The following is a 16,664-nucleotide window of genomic DNA, read 5'->3' as shown; positions in this document are numbered from 1 at the left end:
GATGACGGTTGTCATCAAATCGACAGAATCTTTCGATAGGCACGCTGTCGCTTCAGAGCGTATAATCAAAGTGTTAGTCTTGTGTCATTAGAAAGTAGGTGTTCGGTTGGTTACCAAAAAAGAACTTAAGCAAACGATCAAGCAACAATCGAAAGAAACGATCGAAGAGCTACTCGCGAAAGGTGACTCCTTGAAAGAGGAGATCGCCAGTGCCATTACACACGGATTGGGTGTCATTTTCAGTATCGTCGCGCTCGTGATGTTGATCCTGCAGGCGACGAAATCCGGCAGCGCTTGGAACGTCACTGCTGTCAGTATCTTCGGGGCAACGATGATTCTCCTTTATCTGTTCTCGACCTTGATGCATTCGCTGATGCATACGAAAGCAAACAAGGTTCTACAAATTTTAGATCATGCTGGCATCTATCTCTTGATTGCTGGTAGTTATACACCGTTCGCCTTGATCACGCTCCGTGGTCCGCTCGGCTGGACGTTACTCGGGATCGTCTGGGGTGTCGGGACGCTCGGCATCATCTGGAAGCTTTATTCGACCGGTAAATATGTCTGGATCTCGAATGCGTCTTATCTGATCCTCGGCTGGTGTTGTCTGTTTGCGATCAAGCCGATCTATGAAGCACTCGGATTACAAGGATTCTTATTGCTCCTCGGTGGTGGACTTGCGTACTCCCTCGGCGTCATCTTCTACGTCTGGGCACGCTTGCCGTATAACCACGCGATTTGGCATCTGTTCGTCCTTGCTGGTAGTGTGTTGATCTTCCTGTCGATTTTCTATTACGTTGCTCCGGCGACAATGTCATGAAAAAATTACGGCTCCGGGACTGGCTCCCGCTCACGCTGTATTTTATGTTTGGACTTGGATTGCTCCTGTATTTCCGGATGTCGGGAATGTTGGAGCAATTCGACATTCAAGCATTATCGGATTGGGTACGGGATCAAGGTCTGACAGGGATGTTGCTTTACGTACTCGCTTACACGATTCGACCACTCGTCTTTTTCCCAGCAAGCCTGTTGACCATTTTTGGCGGTTATACGTACGGTCCATGGCTCGGGACATTGCTCGACGTCATTGGTGCCGGTACCGGCGGTTTGCTCAGCTTTTGGATCGCCCGGTTGCTCGGTCGCCGTGGAGTTGAGAAATTGATTGGGAAAGGGAAGCTGAACGTGCTTGACGAACGGATTGCGACGAACGGCTTCCTCGTCGTGCTCGTCGTTCGATTGATTCCACTGTTTCCGTTTGACGCGATCAGCTATGCGTCCGGATTGTCAAAAATTCGCTTTAAACAGTTCGCCATTGCCAACTATCTCGGGATCATTCCCGGTGCGTTCGTTTACAACAATATCGGCTCAAGCCTTCGCGATCCGTTCTCCTGGCAATTTTTCGTTGCGATCGGGCTGTATGTCCTATTCTTTGCCGTAGGACTTGTTGCTCAACGGATTCTCAAAAATAAACGAAATAAAGAGCGTATGTAAGCGCTTTATGGCATAATATGAGTGCAGAGATGTGAACCGATACGGTAAAACAGCCTAGCATTTATTTAGGGGGAATCATGAGTGATGGAAAAAGTACTACGGGATGGTTTTATCTTCTTATCGCAAAACAAGACATTGAACGGTCTCGCCAAGCGATACGGGCTTAAATTCGGAGCAAGTCGCTTCGTGGCAGGGGATTCATTGGAAGCATCAAAACGGGCGATCCAGGAATTGAACGCAAAAGGGTTATGCGTCACGATGGACCATTTAGGGGAGTTTATCTCAACGGTGGCAGAAGCAGAGATGATGACACAAGAATGTATTCGTGCGGTTGAGATGATTGCGGAAGAAAAATTAGACTCGCAACTCTCGTTGAAACTGACATCACTCGGACTCGATATCTCGGACGACTTGATTCGCTCGAACATGGAACGGATCTTAACACGGGCGAAAGAACTCGGTGTCTTCGTCACGATCGATATGGAAGATGAGCCACGTTGTGAAAAGACGATTCAATTGTTTGAAGAATTGCGCCAATCTTTCGATAACATCGGAACAGTCATCCAGTCATACCTCTACCGGTCGGAAGATGACATCAAACGTGTCGGACGCTTCGAGACGAATCTCCGGATTGTCAAAGGGGCTTACAAAGAGCCGGCAACGGTTGCATTTCCAGAGAAGGAAGACGTCGATCATAACTACATCAAGCTCGTGAAGTTACAATTATCACTCGGAAACTATGCTGCCGTCGCAACACATGACGATGCGATGATCGAGCAAGTCATCCGTCACGCTAAAGAAAATGGGATCGAAAAAGACCAGTTCGAATTCCAGATGTTATTTGGTATCCGGGTCGAGCGTCAACTCGAACTCGTCAAACAAGGCTATAAAGTCCGTGTCTACGTTCCTTATGGACGTGACTGGTACGGTTACTTCATGCGCCGCTTAGCAGAACGACCGGCAAACGTTGCCTTCGTTCTCAAAGGAATGGTCAAAGGATAAGAAGAGAAGGCGATGCAACGTTGCATCGTCTTTTTTTGATTCAGAGAGGAGAGGACAGAATGGCATGCACAGAACAAGAATTAAAGGAACTGCTACAACAAGACGCGAGTGTAACGCCTGCATTACTCGATGAGTTACTTCTACATATCGGTTCGACGGATTCTGAGTTACGGGATGGATTGATCTATCCGCAGTTAGCGACCTACATCGCATCAGAGTCATTTACGATAGAAGACACCAATCGAATTTTCGATTTTATTTTAAGCGGGCATGGATTGATGTATCGGATGGGAACGTCGGATACAACGGCTGTCCTGACACGATCGTTTTCAGCACTGGCACTCGCTGAACTATTAGTGATGGATAAAACCCGACACTTATTGACGCAAAGTCAGTTGGATCGGCTGTCCACTTACTTACAAACTTATCTGGAGCAAGAAAAGGATGTCCGTGGATTCATTGACGGAATGGGGTGGGCACACAGCATGGCACATATCGCAGATGTCTATGCGGTTTGGTTTACGCACCCAGCGAGTCGTCCAGAGGAGGAACTCGGAGCGATTGATGCGATGATTCGTCAGTTGACGCGGTCCGATTATCTCTATGTCGATGAAGAAGCGGACCGGATGGTGACGGCATGGTTGCAAGCTTGTCGCCATGGACTGTCGGAAGATGTCCTATTACAACGAATCGAACATAATATTAAGGAGTGGCTTGAGAGTGACGTGACATGGGGAGATGCGGAGTGGACGACGTATCGTAACGTCAAACAGATGCTACAGACACTCTATTTCCGACTGAAATGGGAAGAACGGACAGGAAGTAAACAGGTAGAGAACTGGTTAAGAAAAGTTCATCAGCGAACGCATGGATGATAAAGACGCAGAGTATATTGGATGTCTTCGGATTCTTCGCTGTCCTCAGGTAGGAAGTATGCTCATAAATGAAAGGATGATTTTATTATGCATTTGGAAGTTAAGAGTTTCATTAAAATTCCTCCTGAAAAAAAAGAACTAGATATTAATCAAGAATACCCAGGTTTCATAAAGATGACCGATTTAAAAGATAACGATGTATTTAATTATGCATTTGGTCGAGCTGACGGGTATCCTTCTGGAAAAGTTGTTTTTTATATAAATGATGAACAGCTCCCTTTTAATGCACATGTAAGTGAGCTATACATGTTTTGGCACGCTTTAATAAAAAGTGTATCGACAAGTGAACTATATGACGTTGAAGAATCAAACTGGTCTTTACAATATGAGAGCGAGGAAGTCTCTTCTAACTTTATCATTCGATTTTTCTATCAAAAAAAAGTAGTAGAGATTTATTATAAAAATAAAATCTTGTCTACTTTTCCACTAGATATGTATAAAAAAGCAGTTCTACAAGGATTTTTAGATTTTATGTGGCATACAAATTTAGAGTTTGAAACGATTGTGTATGATTCGCTAGGTGAAGAAATTGATTATGCTTCGATGAGAGAAGACACTGGAGATGATTTATATACGTGTCGCTATATTTTCCTGCAACTCATGAAAGAGATCTATCGCCAAAAGAGTTACGATGTAACTACTCTTATTGATTTCGATTTTAAGGTAAGTCGTTCTTTTTCTCGTTTGAAATATGACTTGGAGGATTGAATCTGTAAAAATACTTCTTAAAATACTAAACGAATTTTAGTAAGTAGACGTTCTTGGTTCACACTTATCATTACCGTTACCGGTGTGATGAAGACAATGTGACTTGCAGTCTCAAATTGAATGAAATCAACTAAAAACGGTCTCTTAACTTCTAGTGAGAGACCGTTTATTACATTTAAGCTACCTCATATGTCTTCACCCGACTCCTACAGGAAAAAGCGCGATGTTTCACCTCGCGCTGTCAGAGACAAACAAGACCCGGATTCGTCATCCGAGGGATGAGGAAGACTGGCTTGTGTCTCGCCTGAGGAAAGCGGGTGAGAAGACAGTGAGGTTATTTATGATAGAGTTTCATCGATCATTACGGCAAAATGATATTTCCTAAAAACAGCATGCCTGCAAATACTAGAATGACAAGAAAGATAGAAGTCTGCGGATGGAATCGTTTTTCTTGATAGCGTCGAAAAATGCGTCTTCCGAGTTCAGGTATACCCATTAGAAAAATCATATACAATAAAAAGTATTGCCATCGTTCTAAAACATCAAGTGAATCGATATAAAATAAGAGATTGATACCTAACGCAATCAAAATAAATGTATAAAAGGTTGTATATGAAATAGTTATCTCTCCCTCACAGTCGTCGTCTGAAAAGCAAACAAACACGAGAAAGCATGGGCTTGATCAAGTAACCGGTGCCCCGTCATGACGGCTCCTTCTTTTTGGATGACCGCTTCATCGAGTAACGTCCAGCCCCGCTCTTTCGCTAGTTGCAGCAGTTCCCACGGCATCATCGTATTCCCCATCGCAACTTCCTCACCGTAGAGACGACGGTAAGCAAGTTGCCGTGGTGCGGCTGTCGGACCGAGTAGACTGATGACGACAAGCGGGGCGACGCGTTCGATTTCTTGCAGCACTTGAACGGGACGTGTCGACCATTCGAGTGAGTTGACAGCGAGGACGACATCAAACGCATGATCAGCGAACGGCAATGCTTCCCCCGTACCGACGATGAACGTCTGCTCGGGTGACTTCTCACGGGCGATTCGGATCATCTCGTCTGAGACATCAAGTCCGACTGTCTGAAAGTCCAGTGTCAGTAAGCGACAGGCTGCCCCGTCACCGCAACCGAGATCAAGCAAACGACCACCAGTGATCGTTTTTCGTAAGAAGGGTAAAATCGTTTTTCGGCTGCCGTTCGTCCACATATCGTCAGCACGATCCGCCCAGTCAGCGGCTTTTTGATTCCATACATGCTCGGTTTGACTCATTTTCAACCACTCCTTTTTATCAGTCTAACAGGAAAATTTGTCCATTGACTGAATTTTTATTGCTACTGAATCATTATTCATTTATGATGAAGATGTAGAAGAAGCAAACGAAAACCGATTGGCTTCTTTTTTTGTCAGTATAATGAATGGTTGTTCATTCAATTTAAACTCAGGGGGTATATCATGGCGAGTCAAATCGGTCAGCCGACCACAATCCAGTTGACGAAACACATCCAATTCGCCGTCATCATCGGTTCAGGGGTGATGGGTGCAGGCATCGCGGCACATCTTGCGAATGCTGGCATACGGACATTGATGCTTGATATCGTACCAAAAGAACTTACGGCACAAGAAGAGAAGCAGGGTTTGACGCTGAGTGATCCGCGCGTCCGTTCCCGCATCGCGCGCGATAACCGCGAAAAACTCTTGAAACAAAATCCAGCACCACTCGCGTCGAAAAAATTGATCGACTTCATCGAGGTCGGAAACTTAGAAGACGACTTAGAGCGTCTGAAAGAAGCAGACTGGATCGTTGAAGTCGTCGTCGAACGACTCGACGTCAAACAGCAATTGTTTGCAACAATCGAACCGTTCATTCGGGAAGACGCGATCGTCAGCTCGAACACATCAGGCATTTCAATTGAAGCGATGCGTGAAGGACGTTCGGAGTCGTTCAATCGTCGTTTCCTCGGGACACACTTCTTTAACCCACCACGTTATCTGAAGTTACTTGAGTTGATTCCAACTTCAGACACGGATCCGAGTGTCGTTGACTTCATGAAACAATTCGCAGAAGAACGACTTGGGAAAGGTGTCGTCATCGCGAAGGACACACCGAACTTCATCGGCAACCGGATCGGGACATACGGTCTCCTCGTGACGATGGATGAGATGAAAAAAGGTGGCTATTCGATCGGGGAGGTCGATTCGGTCACAGGTCCACTCCTTGGTCGCCCGGGGTCAGCGACGTTCCGGACACTCGACGTCGTCGGTATTGACACGTTCGTTCACGTCGCGAACAACGTCTATGACTTGTTGCCGGAAGGCGAAGAGAAGGAGACGTTCGCGGTTCCGACTGAGATGCGTCGCCTTGTCGAACAAGGAGCACTCGGTGCGAAGACAGGTCAAGGGTTCTATAAGAAAGTCGGAAAACAGATCCTTGAACTCGATCTCGAGACATTTGAGTACGTTGAAAAGAAAGCGCTTACCGAGCCGTCAATCGGACAAGCTAAAGCACTTCCGGGCGCAAAAAACAAGCTGAAAGCCGTCGTCTTCGCGCAAGATCGTGTCGGTGCTTTACTCTGGCCGATCCATGCGAAAACATTGCTCTACTCGGCTCAGCTGACTGGTGAGATCGCAGACGACATCAAAGCGATCGATGAAGCAATGAAATGGGGCTTCGGCTGGAAGATGGGACCGTTCGAGACATGGGACGCACTCGGCGTCGAGAAAACGGTCGCGAAGATGAAACAAGATGGTTACGAAGTACCGGCATGGGTCGATGAGATGCTCGCAGCAGGAAAAACGAGTTTCTATGATGCGTCCGGTCGTCATTATGACGCAACGACACAAGACTACGTCGGAGCAACGGTCAATCCGAAGGAAATCCGCCTTCGCGACGTCCGGAAGTCAAACGGTGTTCTCCTTGAGAACAATGGGGCACGCTTGCTTGATATCGGTGACGATGTCGCAGTCCTCGAGTTCACTTCGAAGAGCAATGCGATCGGTGTCGACATCATGCAGATGATCGAACAGTCGGTCGATCTCGTTGAGAAAAACCACCGTGGTCTCGTCATCGCGAACGATGGCAAGAACTTCTGTGTCGGTGCGAACCTAGCGATGATGCTGATGGAAGCGGAAGATGAGAACTGGTTCGAACTCGACTGGATCATCAACAAGTTCCAACAATCGATTCAAAAGATTCGTTACGCATCGCGTCCGATCGTCGCTGCACCACAAGGAATGACGCTTGGTGGTGGTACGGAGATCTCGCTTCCGGCAGCTCGTCTGCAAGCCGGGCTTGAAACGTATATGGGTCTCGTCGAAGTCGGTGTCGGTCTGATTCCAGGAGGCGGCGGAAACGTCAACACGTATCGTCGACTGTTAGAAAACACACCAGACGGACTCGTTAATATCGAGAAAGCAGCACAAAAAACGTTCGAAAACGTCGCGATGGCAAAAGTCTCAAAATCAGCCTTTGAAGCACGCGAACTCGGATATGTCCGCTCCGTTGATCAGATCTCGATGAACCGGGATCACTTGACGTATGATGCGAAACAACTCGTCCTTGAACTGGACCGGACCGGCTACACGGCACCAGCGAAAGCGAAGATTCCAGTCGTCGGTCGTGCTGGGAAAGCAACGCTTGAACTCGCGACACGCGAAATGTTCTACGGTGGCTATATCTCGGAACACGATTTGAAAATCGCTAGTAAACTGGCACACGTCATCGCCGGTGGAAACGTCGCCTTCGGTAGCTACGTCGATGAACAATATATGCTCGACATCGAACGGGAAGCATTCTTGAGCCTGATCGGTGAGATGAAGACACAACAACGGATGCAGCACATGCTCGTCAAAGGCAAGCCGCTTCGTAACTGAGGACTGGGGGGATTCGGATGAAGGAAGCAGTAATCGTCGCCGGTGCACGGACACCGGTCGGAAAAGCAAAAAAGGGCGCATTCAAATCGATGCGCTCGGATGAATTAGCAGGCATCGCCATCCAGGAAACGTTGAAACGGTCCGGTTACACGGGAGCGGTCGATGACGTCATCCTCGGATGTGCCTTACCGGAAGCAGAGCAAGGGATGAACATCGCTCGATACGCTTCAGTCCTCGGTGGATTATCACATGAGGTACCGGCAATCACGATCAATCGCTATTGCTCAAGTGGACTACAATCGATCGCTGACGCAGCGATGAAGATCATGACGGGGCAAGCAACTGCGGTCGTCGCTGGTGGACTTGAATCGATGAGTCAAGTCCCGATGCCAGGTCACGTCGTCCGACCTAATCCGTCGATTGTCGACACGGCACCGGAATACTACATGAGCATGGGGCATACAGCGGAGCAAGTCGCTGCGACCTACAATGTCTCACGAGAAGATCAAGATGCGTTTGCGTTGAAGAGTCACCAAAAAGCAGCGGCAGCAATCGCAGCCGGTAAGTTCGCAGACGAGATCATCCCGGTAACGGTGACGGAACAATTCGTCAATGATGAACTGAAAATCGAAGAGAAGACATTCGTCGTCGAACACGATGAAGGCGTTCGCCCGGATTCGTCACCGGAAGGTCTTGCAAAACTTCGCCCAGCGTTCCGCCTCGGCGGTAGCGTCACAGCAGGGAACTCTTCGCAGACGTCAGACGGTGCGGCTGCTGTCCTCGTCATGGAACGAGAAGAAGCAGAACGCCAAGGGTTACCGATTCTCGGTAAGTTCAAATCATTCGCGGTCGGTGGTGTTCGTCCGGAAGTGATGGGGATCGGACCAGTCGTCGCGATTCCGAAGGCACTGGACCTCGCAGGCATCACGCTTGAGGACGTTGGTTTGATCGAGTTGAACGAAGCGTTCGCTTCGCAGTCACTCGGTGTCATCCGCGAGCTTGGATTAAACGAAGACATCGTCAACGTCAACGGTGGAGCGATCGCCCTCGGTCACCCCCTCGGTTGTACAGGAACAAAACTCACATTGACGCTCTTGCATGAAATGAAACGCCGGAATGTCCAGTATGGTGTCGTCTCGATGTGTATCGGTGGCGGAATGGGCGCAGCAGGCGTATTCGAACTAGTTGAAGGAGGAACAGGACAATGAGCCAAACGACAAACGAATTAATCAAAGGTGGCAGTTTTGTATTAGATGAGTTAGCACCAGAACGTCTCTTCACACCAGAGGATTTCTCGGAAGAACACAAAATGGTCGGTGACATGACAGCGAAGTTCGTCGAAGATCGTGTCGTTCCTGTCCTTGACCGAATCGAAAAACACGAGTTCGAATTATCAGTCGGTCTCCTCCGTGAAGCAGGCGAGCTTGGTCTACTCGGTGCAGACGTTCCGGAAGCATACGGCGGCTATCAGATGGATAAGATTTCGTCTTCGATCATCACGGAGAAGTTCGCGCGCGGTCGTTCATTCGCCCTCAGCTACGGCGCACACGTCGGAATCGGTTCGTTGCCAATCGTCTTCTTCGGAAACGAAGAGCAAAAGCATAAATACTTGCCGAAGCTCGCTTCAGGGGAGTGGATCGCTTCGTACGCGTTAACGGAACCAGGCTCTGGTTCGGATGCTCTTGGTGCTAAAACGACGGCTGTCTTGAACGAAGCCGGTACGCACTACATCTTGAACGGTGAAAAACAATGGATCACGAACGCTGGTTTTGCAAGCTTGTTCGTCGTCTACGCAAAAATCGACGGTGACAAGTTCACAGCCTTCCTCGTCGAAGGATCGTATCCAGGCGTCTCGACAGGCGTCGAGGAACAGAAGATGGGAATCAAAGGATCATCGACACGGACGTTGATCTTACAAGATGCAGAAGTACCAGTCGATAACGTCCTTGGTGAGATCGGACGCGGTCACGTCATCGCCTTCAACATCTTGAACGTCGGTCGTTATAAACTGGCTGTCGGTGCTGTCGGTTCGTCAAAACGAGCGATTGATCTTGCAGTCCAGTACTCGAATGAACGGAAACAGTTCAAGACACCGATCAGCTCGTTCCCATTGATTCAAGAAAAACTCGCGACGATGGCAGCACAGACGTATGCGATGGAAAGTTCAGTCTACCGGACAGGTGGTCTGTTCCAAGACAGCCTCGATCAGTTGTCAGAAGAAGAGAGCAAGGACGGTAAGAAAATCGCTGATGCGATCGCGGAGTACGCAATCGAATGCTCGATGAATAAAGTCTTCGCTTCGGAAACATTTGATTACGTCATCGATGAAGCGGTTCAAATTCACGGTGGTTACGGCTTCATGGCAGAATATGAAGTCGAGAACATGTACCGTGATTCACGGATCAATCGGATCTTCGAAGGAACGAACGAGATCAACCGTCTTCTCGTTCCAGGAACGTTGCTGAAGAAAGCGATGAAAGGCGAGTTGCCGTTGCTTGCGGAAGCACAGCGTCTGCAACAAGAAGTGATGAGCTTCATGCCGACAGAAATCGGAACAGCACCACTTGATCGCGAACGCCACTTACTCGCGATGATGAAGAAGATCTTCTTGTTGACTGCCGGAACAGCGGTCCAGAAATACCAGGACAAACTCCAAGGCGAGCAAGAGATTTTAGCGAATACAGCCGACATCATGAGTGCGATCTATGCGCTGGAGTCAGCAATCGTCCGGACGGACAAAGCGATTGCCGACAAAGGAATCGAGAAGAGCGAACTGAAAGTCCGTTACACGGAAGTCTTCGCACAACAAGCGTTCGAAGCTGTCGAGCGTGACGCGAAAGAGACACTCTACGCGGCAGCAAGCGGCGACGAACTCCGGATGTTGCTCTCGGCGCTGAAAAAATTCAGCCGTTACCAGCCAATCAACGTCATCGGTACGAAACGCGACATCGCAAAACGTCTCATCGAGTCAAACAAATATACGGTCTAAGTCAGGTTTACCGCTTCGCCTTTGCAGGGAAAATCTCTGTAAAGGCGAAGTTTTTGGTTGGAGGAGGAAAACGAGATGCGCCAAGAATTGGTTGAACTGCAATTTGCGATTGCCTACTATCAATCCCTTGAACGTTTGTCGCCGGAAGAATGGGATCTGCCGCTTGCGCTTAATAAGTGGACCGTCCTTGAGTGCGTCAGTCATCTGTATTTATGGGACCGGTTTTATTACGATCATGCCATCTCGAAGTTACCGGATGAACCGTTGACGCTCGTCGAGACGGATTTTGATCAGTTCAATCGACTGGCGGTCGAATATGCGCATCATATCGATCCGCTTGCTTTGTTGAAGAAAGCGATCAGTGTCCGGCGTGATATCGTCAATCACCTCGATCGTCTGTCTGACGAGCAATTTGAAGCAACCTATGAGGATTTTCGACCGCAAGGCTTCGTCGAATCGTTCGTTGCCCATGACGCCCATCATCAAGATCAGATTGACGGGGCGCTCGCACGCTTGAAGCAGAAGTGATCCATCTGCTACTCTTGAAGGTGAGGTGAGGAACATGACAAAAACAGTCACGATGTACGGCTATCCGAAATGTAGTACGTGCGTCAAAGCAAAAAAAGCACTCGAACAGCACGGTGTCGAAGTGGATTACAAACACATCGTCGAGGAGACACCATCTGCAACGACGATCCAGGAACTTCATCAAAAGAGTGGAGAGCCGTTGAAGAAATTCTTCAACACGAGCGGTCAATCATACCGTTCGCAAGGGATCAAGGACAAACTTCCAGAGCTATCGGAAGACGAGCAATACAAGTTGCTCGCAAGTGACGGCATGTTGTTGAAGCGTCCAATCGTTACAGACGGAAAAGACGTCACGATCGGCTTCAAGGAAGAAATGTATCAAGGAAAATGGTATTAAGTTCAGAGTCGATTTTGGTATACTGAACACGTTAGTCCAAATTAGTCCACAGGGGGAATCGGAAATGAGTCAAGTAAAAGACAACTTACGCTATTCGGAAGAACATGAATGGGTCGAAGTATCAGGAAACAAGGCGCGCATCGGAATCACGGATTTCGCGCAACACGAACTCGGGGATATCGTCTTCGTCGAATTGCCTGAAGTCGGAGATACGATCTCAGCAAACGAGCCATTCGGTTCAGTCGAGTCGGTCAAGACAGTCTCGGAGTTATACGCACCGATCTCTGGTAAAGTCGTTGCCATCAACGAAAACCTTTCGGATTCCCCAGAACTCGTCAACGAGTCACCATTCGAAGGCGCTTGGATGGTTGACATCGAAATCGAAGATGCTTCACAAGTCGAGGCATTGATGGACGCTGCGGCGTACAAATCGATGATCAACGAGTAATACTTAACGAAAAGAGAGTGAACGAGGCGCTTGCGTTTCGTCCGCTCTCTTTTTTTTGTATACTGACGACAGATACCACGAAGAAAGGAGCGACCGTCATGCAAGAGGTCACGACCGTCCCAGAAAACGGGCTATTGTATGTCTATGCACCGATGTGCGGGACATGCGCCATTGCGGAACGTATGCTCGATATCGTTGAAGCGACGGAATCAGGTCAATCGATTCAGAAGGCGAACGGGAATTTCATTCCGGATTTCTTAGAAGAAGCCCGTGTCATGAGTGTTCCTGCGTTGTTGCGAATTGAAGAAAATCAAGTCGTAGAGCGACTTTATGCCTTCCAGTCCGTTCAAAACGTCTTTGCTTTCTGTCAAGAACGGTAAGAAAAGTCCGATTGGATTTTTCTTTTTGTTAAATTGTCGGAATATTTACAATAATCCGTTGACAACGCAGAAATATGAATGGTATATTCATAACAACTTCTAGAAATGCATTATAGGAAGTCTAGCAGAGATGATCGTTCAATACGATTCAAGTCCTGAACCCTTTCTCCCATCCTAAGCCGGTGTATTGTTTCCCCTTAAGTCGTCCCCCAAAGACGAAGCGGTGCAATGAACGGGTGGTGGATCGAAAGGACCGATCAGGAAGTGAACGTAAGCTGGCGATCATGTCGAACAGGCGCCGTCCTCCACGCGGAAGAGCGAACAATTCCGAATGGAGCTGGGTTTTCCTTCGTAGCATTTCTAACCACATTATTCGTGTTGTCGGTTCGCCGGCAACGCCTTTTTTTTGTTTTCTGGAAGTTTTTCGAGCCGGTCGCTTGCCAGGATAGAATCTCCTTGCTACAATGCGAATAAGGAAAATTACTTTAATTCATATCCGATTACTCGGAATTAACTGGTGAGATGGAGGACGACAAGGCATGACAGTACGTTTTATGGATGTTTTCACAGAATGGGCATCAACGTATGACGAGACAGTAACCGGACATGATCCGGAGTATAAAGAGGTTTTTCGTCGATACGATGAGATTTTGGATACAGTAGCGGATAAAGCGCAGTCGCCGGTCATTGAATTCGGAGCAGGCACAGGGAACCTGACACAACGTCTTCTGGCACGTCACGACGCCGTACTCGCCGTCGAACCAAGTCCGGAGATGCGGGCAATCCTGACGGAAAAGATTCCATCGCTTGATGTACAGGACGGTCACTTCCTCTCGTTCGAGGCGAAGGAAGCACGCAGTTTTGTTTCGACGTATGCGTTTCATCATCTAACAGATGAGGAAAAGGGAGAAGCAATCGAACTGATGGCATCACATTTACCGGCAGACGGAAAAATCGTCTACGCGGATACGATGTTCGTCTCAGAAGAGGCACGCCTGCAAACGATTCGTGAAGCACGTGCTCAAGGGTTCGACGCGTTAGCGGAAGATCTCGAACGCGAGTTCTACCCGTTGATTCCAGTTATGGAAGAATTGTTTACAGCACGGGGATTCACTGTTAAATTTATACAATACAATCACTTCGTCTGGCTCGTAGAAGCCGAGAAAATGGGGGAATAAATCATGGCACTTCAAAAAATGAACGTCGAAAGCTTTAACCTGGATCATACGAAAGTCAAAGCACCTTATATCCGCGTCGCGGGTTATAAAGAAGGTAAAGTCGACCAAGTCGTCAAATACGATATCCGTTTTACGCAACCAAACGTTGAGCAAATGCCGATGCGTGCGATGCACACACTCGAGCACTTACTTGCTGAAAACATCCGTAACTACTCGGATGATGTCATCGATGTCTCGCCGATGGGATGCCAAACAGGTTTCTACATGGCGATGATGAATTTCGACTCGGTCGAAAAAATGAGCGAACTCGTTGAGAAGACGTTGAAAGACGTCCTCGCAGCAGAAGAGATTCCAGCGCAAAACGAAGTCCAATGTGGATTTGCGAGCGCACATGACCTCAAAGGAGCGAAGCACTATGCCGAGAAAATGCTTGCCGGTCGTGATGAATGGGACATCGTCTTCGGATGATCGCGAACAACGTCCGCGACCTCGTCGGAAACACACCACTCTACGAGATCACTTCATTCGATTTGCCTGCTGGTACGCGCATTTTGGCGAAGCTCGAATGGATGAACCCTGGGGGCAGCGTCAAAGACCGCCTTGGCATTCAACTCGTTGATGCAGCAATCGAAAACGGACATGTGACACCAGGCGGTACGATCATCGAGCCGACAGCCGGGAATACCGGCATCGGCTTGGCGCTCGCCGCTAAGAAATACGATCTCAAAGTCATCTGTGTCGTTCCGGAAAAATTCAGTCAGGAAAAACAGACGTTGATGCGGGCACTCGGCGCAACCGTCGTCAACACGCCGACTGAACTCGATATGCAAGGGGCTATCGACCGGGCAAAAGAACTCGGTCAGGAAATTCCGAACAGTTACGTTCCGTTACAATTCGAAAACGAAGAGAACCCAGTCACGTATCAGCGGACACTCGGTCCTGAGCTGATTGCGGACTTGCCGCACATCGACTGGTTCGTTGCCGGTTGTGGTTCAGGTGGTACGTTCGCCGGAACAGCGGACTTCTTAAAACAACGTCTCGGTACAAAAGCAGCAATCGTCGAACCGGAAGGCTCCGTCTTAAATGGTGGTCCAGCCGGTCCGCATAAGACAGAAGGTATCGGTACAGCAAAATGGCCAAGTCTCGTTCCGCGTGAACTCGTCGACGAGATTCATACGATTTCTGACCGTGATGCATTTGACGCAGTTCATACACTCGCTGCTCGCGAAGGATTACTCGTTGGTAGTTCAGCAGGTGCAGCGCTTGTTGCTGCGCTTGATATCGCAAAGCGTCACCCCGGCAGTACGATCGTCACCGTCTTCGCAGACAGTGCCGAACGCTACTTGAGCCAACAAATCTTTGAAAAGGTGGACGAAACTCATGCGTAAGAAGACAGCATTGATTCATGGAGGAACAGGTGTCGACCGGGCAACAGGAGCCGTCACACCTCCGATCTATCAAACAAGCACATACAAGCAGGATAAAATCGGTCAACTCAAGGACGGATATGAATATTCACGGACAGCGAACCCTACACGGACGAGCATCGAACGATTGATTGCGGATCTCGAGGGTGGCGCACGTGGTTTTGCCTTCGGTTCTGGGATGGCAGCGATCCATGCCGTCTTCCACTTGCTTGAGTCTGGCGACCACATCGTCATGACGGATGACGTCTACGGTGGTACGTTCCGCTTGATGCAACGCGTCTTACCGAAGTTCAACATCGAAGTGACATTCGTCGATACGACGGACCTTGCGGCGACGGAAGCAGCGATCCAGGACAACACGAAGATCGTCTACGTCGAAACACCGACGAACCCGTTGTTGAAAGTTACGGATATCGCAGCGATTGCAACGATTGCCAAACGTCACGATCTTAAACTCGTCGTCGACAACACGTTCGCGACACCGTATCATCAACAACCACTCGCACTCGGTGCAGATATCGTCTTGCACAGTGCGACGAAATACATCGGCGGACACTCGGACGTCGTCGCTGGACTTGTCGTCGTCAAAGATGATGCGCTCGGCGAAGAGCTGCACTTCATCCAAAACTCGACAGGCGGCGTGCTTGGACCGCAAGACAGCTTCTTGCTCGTCCGTGGTCTTCGTACACTCGGTATCCGAATGGATGCGATCGAAGAGACAGCACATGATCTCGTTGCGTTCCTACAAGCGAAAGACATCGTCTCGAACATCTTCTACCCAGGACTTGCATCGCATCCTGGTCACGACATCCAAGCGAAACAAGCGACTGGATTTGGTGGGATGATCAGCTTTGATGTCGGTTCAGCAGCGAACGCAGAAAAACTCGTCGAGGCGACACACTTCTTCACACTCGCTGAGAGTCTTGGTGCCGTCGAGAGTCTGATTTCGGTGCCGGCACGGATGACGCATGCGTCAATCCCAGCAGAACGTCGGGCAGAACTCGGCATCACAGACGGTCTCGTTCGGATTTCAGTTGGACTTGAAGACGCAGAAGATTTGAAAGAAGACTTAACACGTGCTTTCACGTTCCTCGAAAAAGTTTCTGAAAAAACTGTTTGACAACAAAAATAACCCCTGCTAATATTCAGAATATATTCTACAAACTTAATACCGAAACTCTTATCGAGAGTGGTGGAGGGACTGGCCCGATGAAACCCGGCAACCGCGGATCTAATCCGAAGTGGTGCTAATTCCAGCAGACAAAAGTCTGGGAGATGAGAGCAAATGGTTTTGTGTACTGAAAAGTGCGC

17 protein-coding genes and 1 riboswitch are annotated in these 16,664 nt (G+C 48.6%); of the genes, 16 read left to right on the top strand and 1 reads right to left on the bottom strand.

Annotated elements, in window-relative coordinates; translation table 11 throughout:
- Positions 1–160 precede the first annotated feature (160 nt).
- The 5 genes from trhA to KNQ11_RS09285 all read left to right on the top strand — a co-directional run bounded on the left by trhA (position 161) and on the right by KNQ11_RS09285 (position 4,136).
- On the top strand, positions 161–820 hold the full coding sequence (gene trhA / locus KNQ11_RS09305; RefSeq protein WP_035396436.1) for a PAQR family membrane homeostasis protein TrhA: 660 nt from the start codon (positions 161–163) through the stop codon (positions 818–820).
- Positions 817–1,491, top strand: coding sequence for a TVP38/TMEM64 family protein (locus KNQ11_RS09300; protein WP_023469179.1), 675 nt, complete (start codon positions 817–819; stop codon positions 1,489–1,491). Before trhA ends, KNQ11_RS09300 begins: the two co-directional genes overlap by 4 nt.
- 84 nt (positions 1,492–1,575) lie before the next feature.
- Positions 1,576–2,493, top strand: coding sequence for a proline dehydrogenase family protein (locus KNQ11_RS09295; RefSeq protein WP_023469178.1), 918 nt, complete (start codon positions 1,576–1,578; stop codon positions 2,491–2,493).
- A 59-nt stretch (positions 2,494–2,552) separates the two neighbouring features.
- On the top strand, positions 2,553–3,368 hold the full coding sequence (locus KNQ11_RS09290) for a DUF2785 domain-containing protein (protein ID WP_214771229.1): 816 nt from the start codon (positions 2,553–2,555) through the stop codon (positions 3,366–3,368).
- Between the two features lie 87 nt (positions 3,369–3,455).
- Entirely contained in the window at positions 3,456–4,136 is a 681-nt protein-coding gene (locus KNQ11_RS09285; RefSeq protein WP_214771226.1) for a hypothetical protein, read from the top strand.
- Between the two features lie 621 nt (positions 4,137–4,757).
- On the opposite strand, the gene KNQ11_RS09280 is transcribed toward KNQ11_RS09285, so the two are convergent.
- Complete coding sequence (locus tag KNQ11_RS09280; protein ID WP_214771223.1) at positions 4,758–5,405, bottom strand: class I SAM-dependent methyltransferase; 648 nt, start codon at positions 5,403–5,405, stop codon at positions 4,758–4,760.
- Positions 5,406–5,588: 183 nt separating this feature from the next.
- On the opposite strand from KNQ11_RS09280, the gene KNQ11_RS09275 reads away from it, so the two are divergent.
- From KNQ11_RS09275 to KNQ11_RS09225, 11 genes are all read left to right on the top strand, one after another.
- A complete protein-coding gene (locus KNQ11_RS09275) occupies positions 5,589–8,006 on the top strand; it encodes a 3-hydroxyacyl-CoA dehydrogenase/enoyl-CoA hydratase family protein (RefSeq protein WP_214771220.1) in 2,418 nt (805 codons plus the stop codon).
- Between the two features lie 17 nt (positions 8,007–8,023).
- Entirely contained in the window at positions 8,024–9,214 is a 1,191-nt protein-coding gene (locus KNQ11_RS09270; protein WP_214771217.1) for an acetyl-CoA C-acetyltransferase, read from the top strand.
- Complete coding sequence (locus KNQ11_RS09265) at positions 9,211–10,995, top strand: acyl-CoA dehydrogenase family protein (protein ID WP_023469171.1); 1,785 nt, start codon at positions 9,211–9,213, stop codon at positions 10,993–10,995. Before KNQ11_RS09270 ends, KNQ11_RS09265 begins: the two co-directional genes overlap by 4 nt.
- Before the next feature lie 75 nt (positions 10,996–11,070).
- The gene (locus KNQ11_RS09260) at positions 11,071–11,523 is read left to right on the top strand and encodes a DinB family protein (protein WP_064299449.1); all 453 of its coding nucleotides are present in this window, start codon (positions 11,071–11,073) and stop codon (positions 11,521–11,523) included.
- Between the two features lie 34 nt (positions 11,524–11,557).
- Positions 11,558–11,920 carry an arsenate reductase family protein gene (locus tag KNQ11_RS09255; RefSeq protein ID WP_023469169.1) on the top strand — a complete coding sequence of 121 codons (363 nt, stop codon included), beginning with the start codon at positions 11,558–11,560 and terminating at the stop codon, positions 11,918–11,920.
- A 64-nt stretch (positions 11,921–11,984) separates the two neighbouring features.
- Positions 11,985–12,368 carry a glycine cleavage system protein GcvH gene (gcvH, locus tag KNQ11_RS09250; RefSeq protein ID WP_029342437.1) on the top strand — a complete coding sequence of 128 codons (384 nt, stop codon included), beginning with the start codon at positions 11,985–11,987 and terminating at the stop codon, positions 12,366–12,368.
- Between the two features lie 98 nt (positions 12,369–12,466).
- Positions 12,467–12,748 carry a thioredoxin family protein gene (locus tag KNQ11_RS09245; protein WP_023469167.1) on the top strand — a complete coding sequence of 94 codons (282 nt, stop codon included), beginning with the start codon at positions 12,467–12,469 and terminating at the stop codon, positions 12,746–12,748.
- Between the two features lie 539 nt (positions 12,749–13,287).
- Positions 13,288–13,926: a class I SAM-dependent methyltransferase gene (locus KNQ11_RS09240; RefSeq protein ID WP_023469166.1), complete on the top strand. Its 639-nt coding sequence runs from the start codon at positions 13,288–13,290 to the stop codon at positions 13,924–13,926.
- A 3-nt stretch (positions 13,927–13,929) separates the two neighbouring features.
- Positions 13,930–14,394, top strand: coding sequence for an S-ribosylhomocysteine lyase (locus KNQ11_RS09235; RefSeq protein WP_023469165.1), 465 nt, complete (start codon positions 13,930–13,932; stop codon positions 14,392–14,394).
- Complete coding sequence (locus KNQ11_RS09230; RefSeq protein WP_149428156.1) at positions 14,391–15,314, top strand: PLP-dependent cysteine synthase family protein; 924 nt, start codon at positions 14,391–14,393, stop codon at positions 15,312–15,314. Before KNQ11_RS09235 ends, KNQ11_RS09230 begins: the two co-directional genes overlap by 4 nt.
- Positions 15,307–16,473, top strand: a complete 1,167-nt coding sequence (locus tag KNQ11_RS09225) for a bifunctional cystathionine gamma-lyase/homocysteine desulfhydrase (RefSeq protein ID WP_214771215.1) — start codon at positions 15,307–15,309, stop codon at positions 16,471–16,473. The genes KNQ11_RS09230 and KNQ11_RS09225 overlap by 8 nt, the downstream gene beginning before the upstream one ends.
- 57 nt (positions 16,474–16,530) lie before the next feature.
- Positions 16,531–16,635, top strand: a riboswitch (SAM riboswitch).
- Positions 16,636–16,664 lie beyond the last annotated feature (29 nt).

The sequence above is a fragment of the Exiguobacterium sp. s39 genome (assembly GCF_018618925.1).
Classification (GTDB): domain Bacteria; phylum Bacillota; class Bacilli; order Exiguobacteriales; family Exiguobacteriaceae; genus Exiguobacterium_A; species Exiguobacterium_A abrahamii.
This window is presented reverse-complemented; position numbering and strand designations above follow the sequence as displayed.

Excerpts from the sequence above, each read along its gene's own strand:
- KNQ11_RS09260 (WP_064299449.1), top strand. The coding sequence starts at position 11,071 with ATGCGCCAAGAATTGGTTGAACTGCAATTTGCGATTGCCTACTATCAA.
- KNQ11_RS09270 (WP_214771217.1), top strand. The coding sequence starts at position 8,024 with ATGAAGGAAGCAGTAATCGTCGCCGGTGCACGGACACCGGTCGGAAAA.
- KNQ11_RS09280 (WP_214771223.1), bottom strand. The coding sequence starts at position 5,405 with ATGAGTCAAACCGAGCATGTATGGAATCAAAAAGCCGCTGACTGGGCG.
- KNQ11_RS09275 (WP_214771220.1), top strand. The coding sequence starts at position 5,589 with ATGGCGAGTCAAATCGGTCAGCCGACCACAATCCAGTTGACGAAACAC.
- gcvH (WP_029342437.1), top strand. The coding sequence starts at position 11,985 with ATGAGTCAAGTAAAAGACAACTTACGCTATTCGGAAGAACATGAATGG.
- KNQ11_RS09245 (WP_023469167.1), top strand. The coding sequence starts at position 12,467 with ATGCAAGAGGTCACGACCGTCCCAGAAAACGGGCTATTGTATGTCTAT.
- KNQ11_RS09235 (WP_023469165.1), top strand. The coding sequence starts at position 13,930 with ATGGCACTTCAAAAAATGAACGTCGAAAGCTTTAACCTGGATCATACG.
- KNQ11_RS09230 (WP_149428156.1), top strand. The coding sequence starts at position 14,391 with ATGATCGCGAACAACGTCCGCGACCTCGTCGGAAACACACCACTCTAC.
- KNQ11_RS09300 (WP_023469179.1), top strand. The coding sequence starts at position 817 with ATGAAAAAATTACGGCTCCGGGACTGGCTCCCGCTCACGCTGTATTTT.
- KNQ11_RS09240 (WP_023469166.1), top strand. The coding sequence starts at position 13,288 with ATGACAGTACGTTTTATGGATGTTTTCACAGAATGGGCATCAACGTAT.
- KNQ11_RS09290 (WP_214771229.1), top strand. The coding sequence starts at position 2,553 with ATGGCATGCACAGAACAAGAATTAAAGGAACTGCTACAACAAGACGCG.
- KNQ11_RS09265 (WP_023469171.1), top strand. The coding sequence starts at position 9,211 with ATGAGCCAAACGACAAACGAATTAATCAAAGGTGGCAGTTTTGTATTA.
- KNQ11_RS09295 (WP_023469178.1), top strand. The coding sequence starts at position 1,576 with ATGGAAAAAGTACTACGGGATGGTTTTATCTTCTTATCGCAAAACAAG.
- KNQ11_RS09285 (WP_214771226.1), top strand. The coding sequence starts at position 3,456 with ATGCATTTGGAAGTTAAGAGTTTCATTAAAATTCCTCCTGAAAAAAAA.
- KNQ11_RS09255 (WP_023469169.1), top strand. The coding sequence starts at position 11,558 with ATGACAAAAACAGTCACGATGTACGGCTATCCGAAATGTAGTACGTGC.
- KNQ11_RS09225 (WP_214771215.1), top strand. The coding sequence starts at position 15,307 with ATGCGTAAGAAGACAGCATTGATTCATGGAGGAACAGGTGTCGACCGG.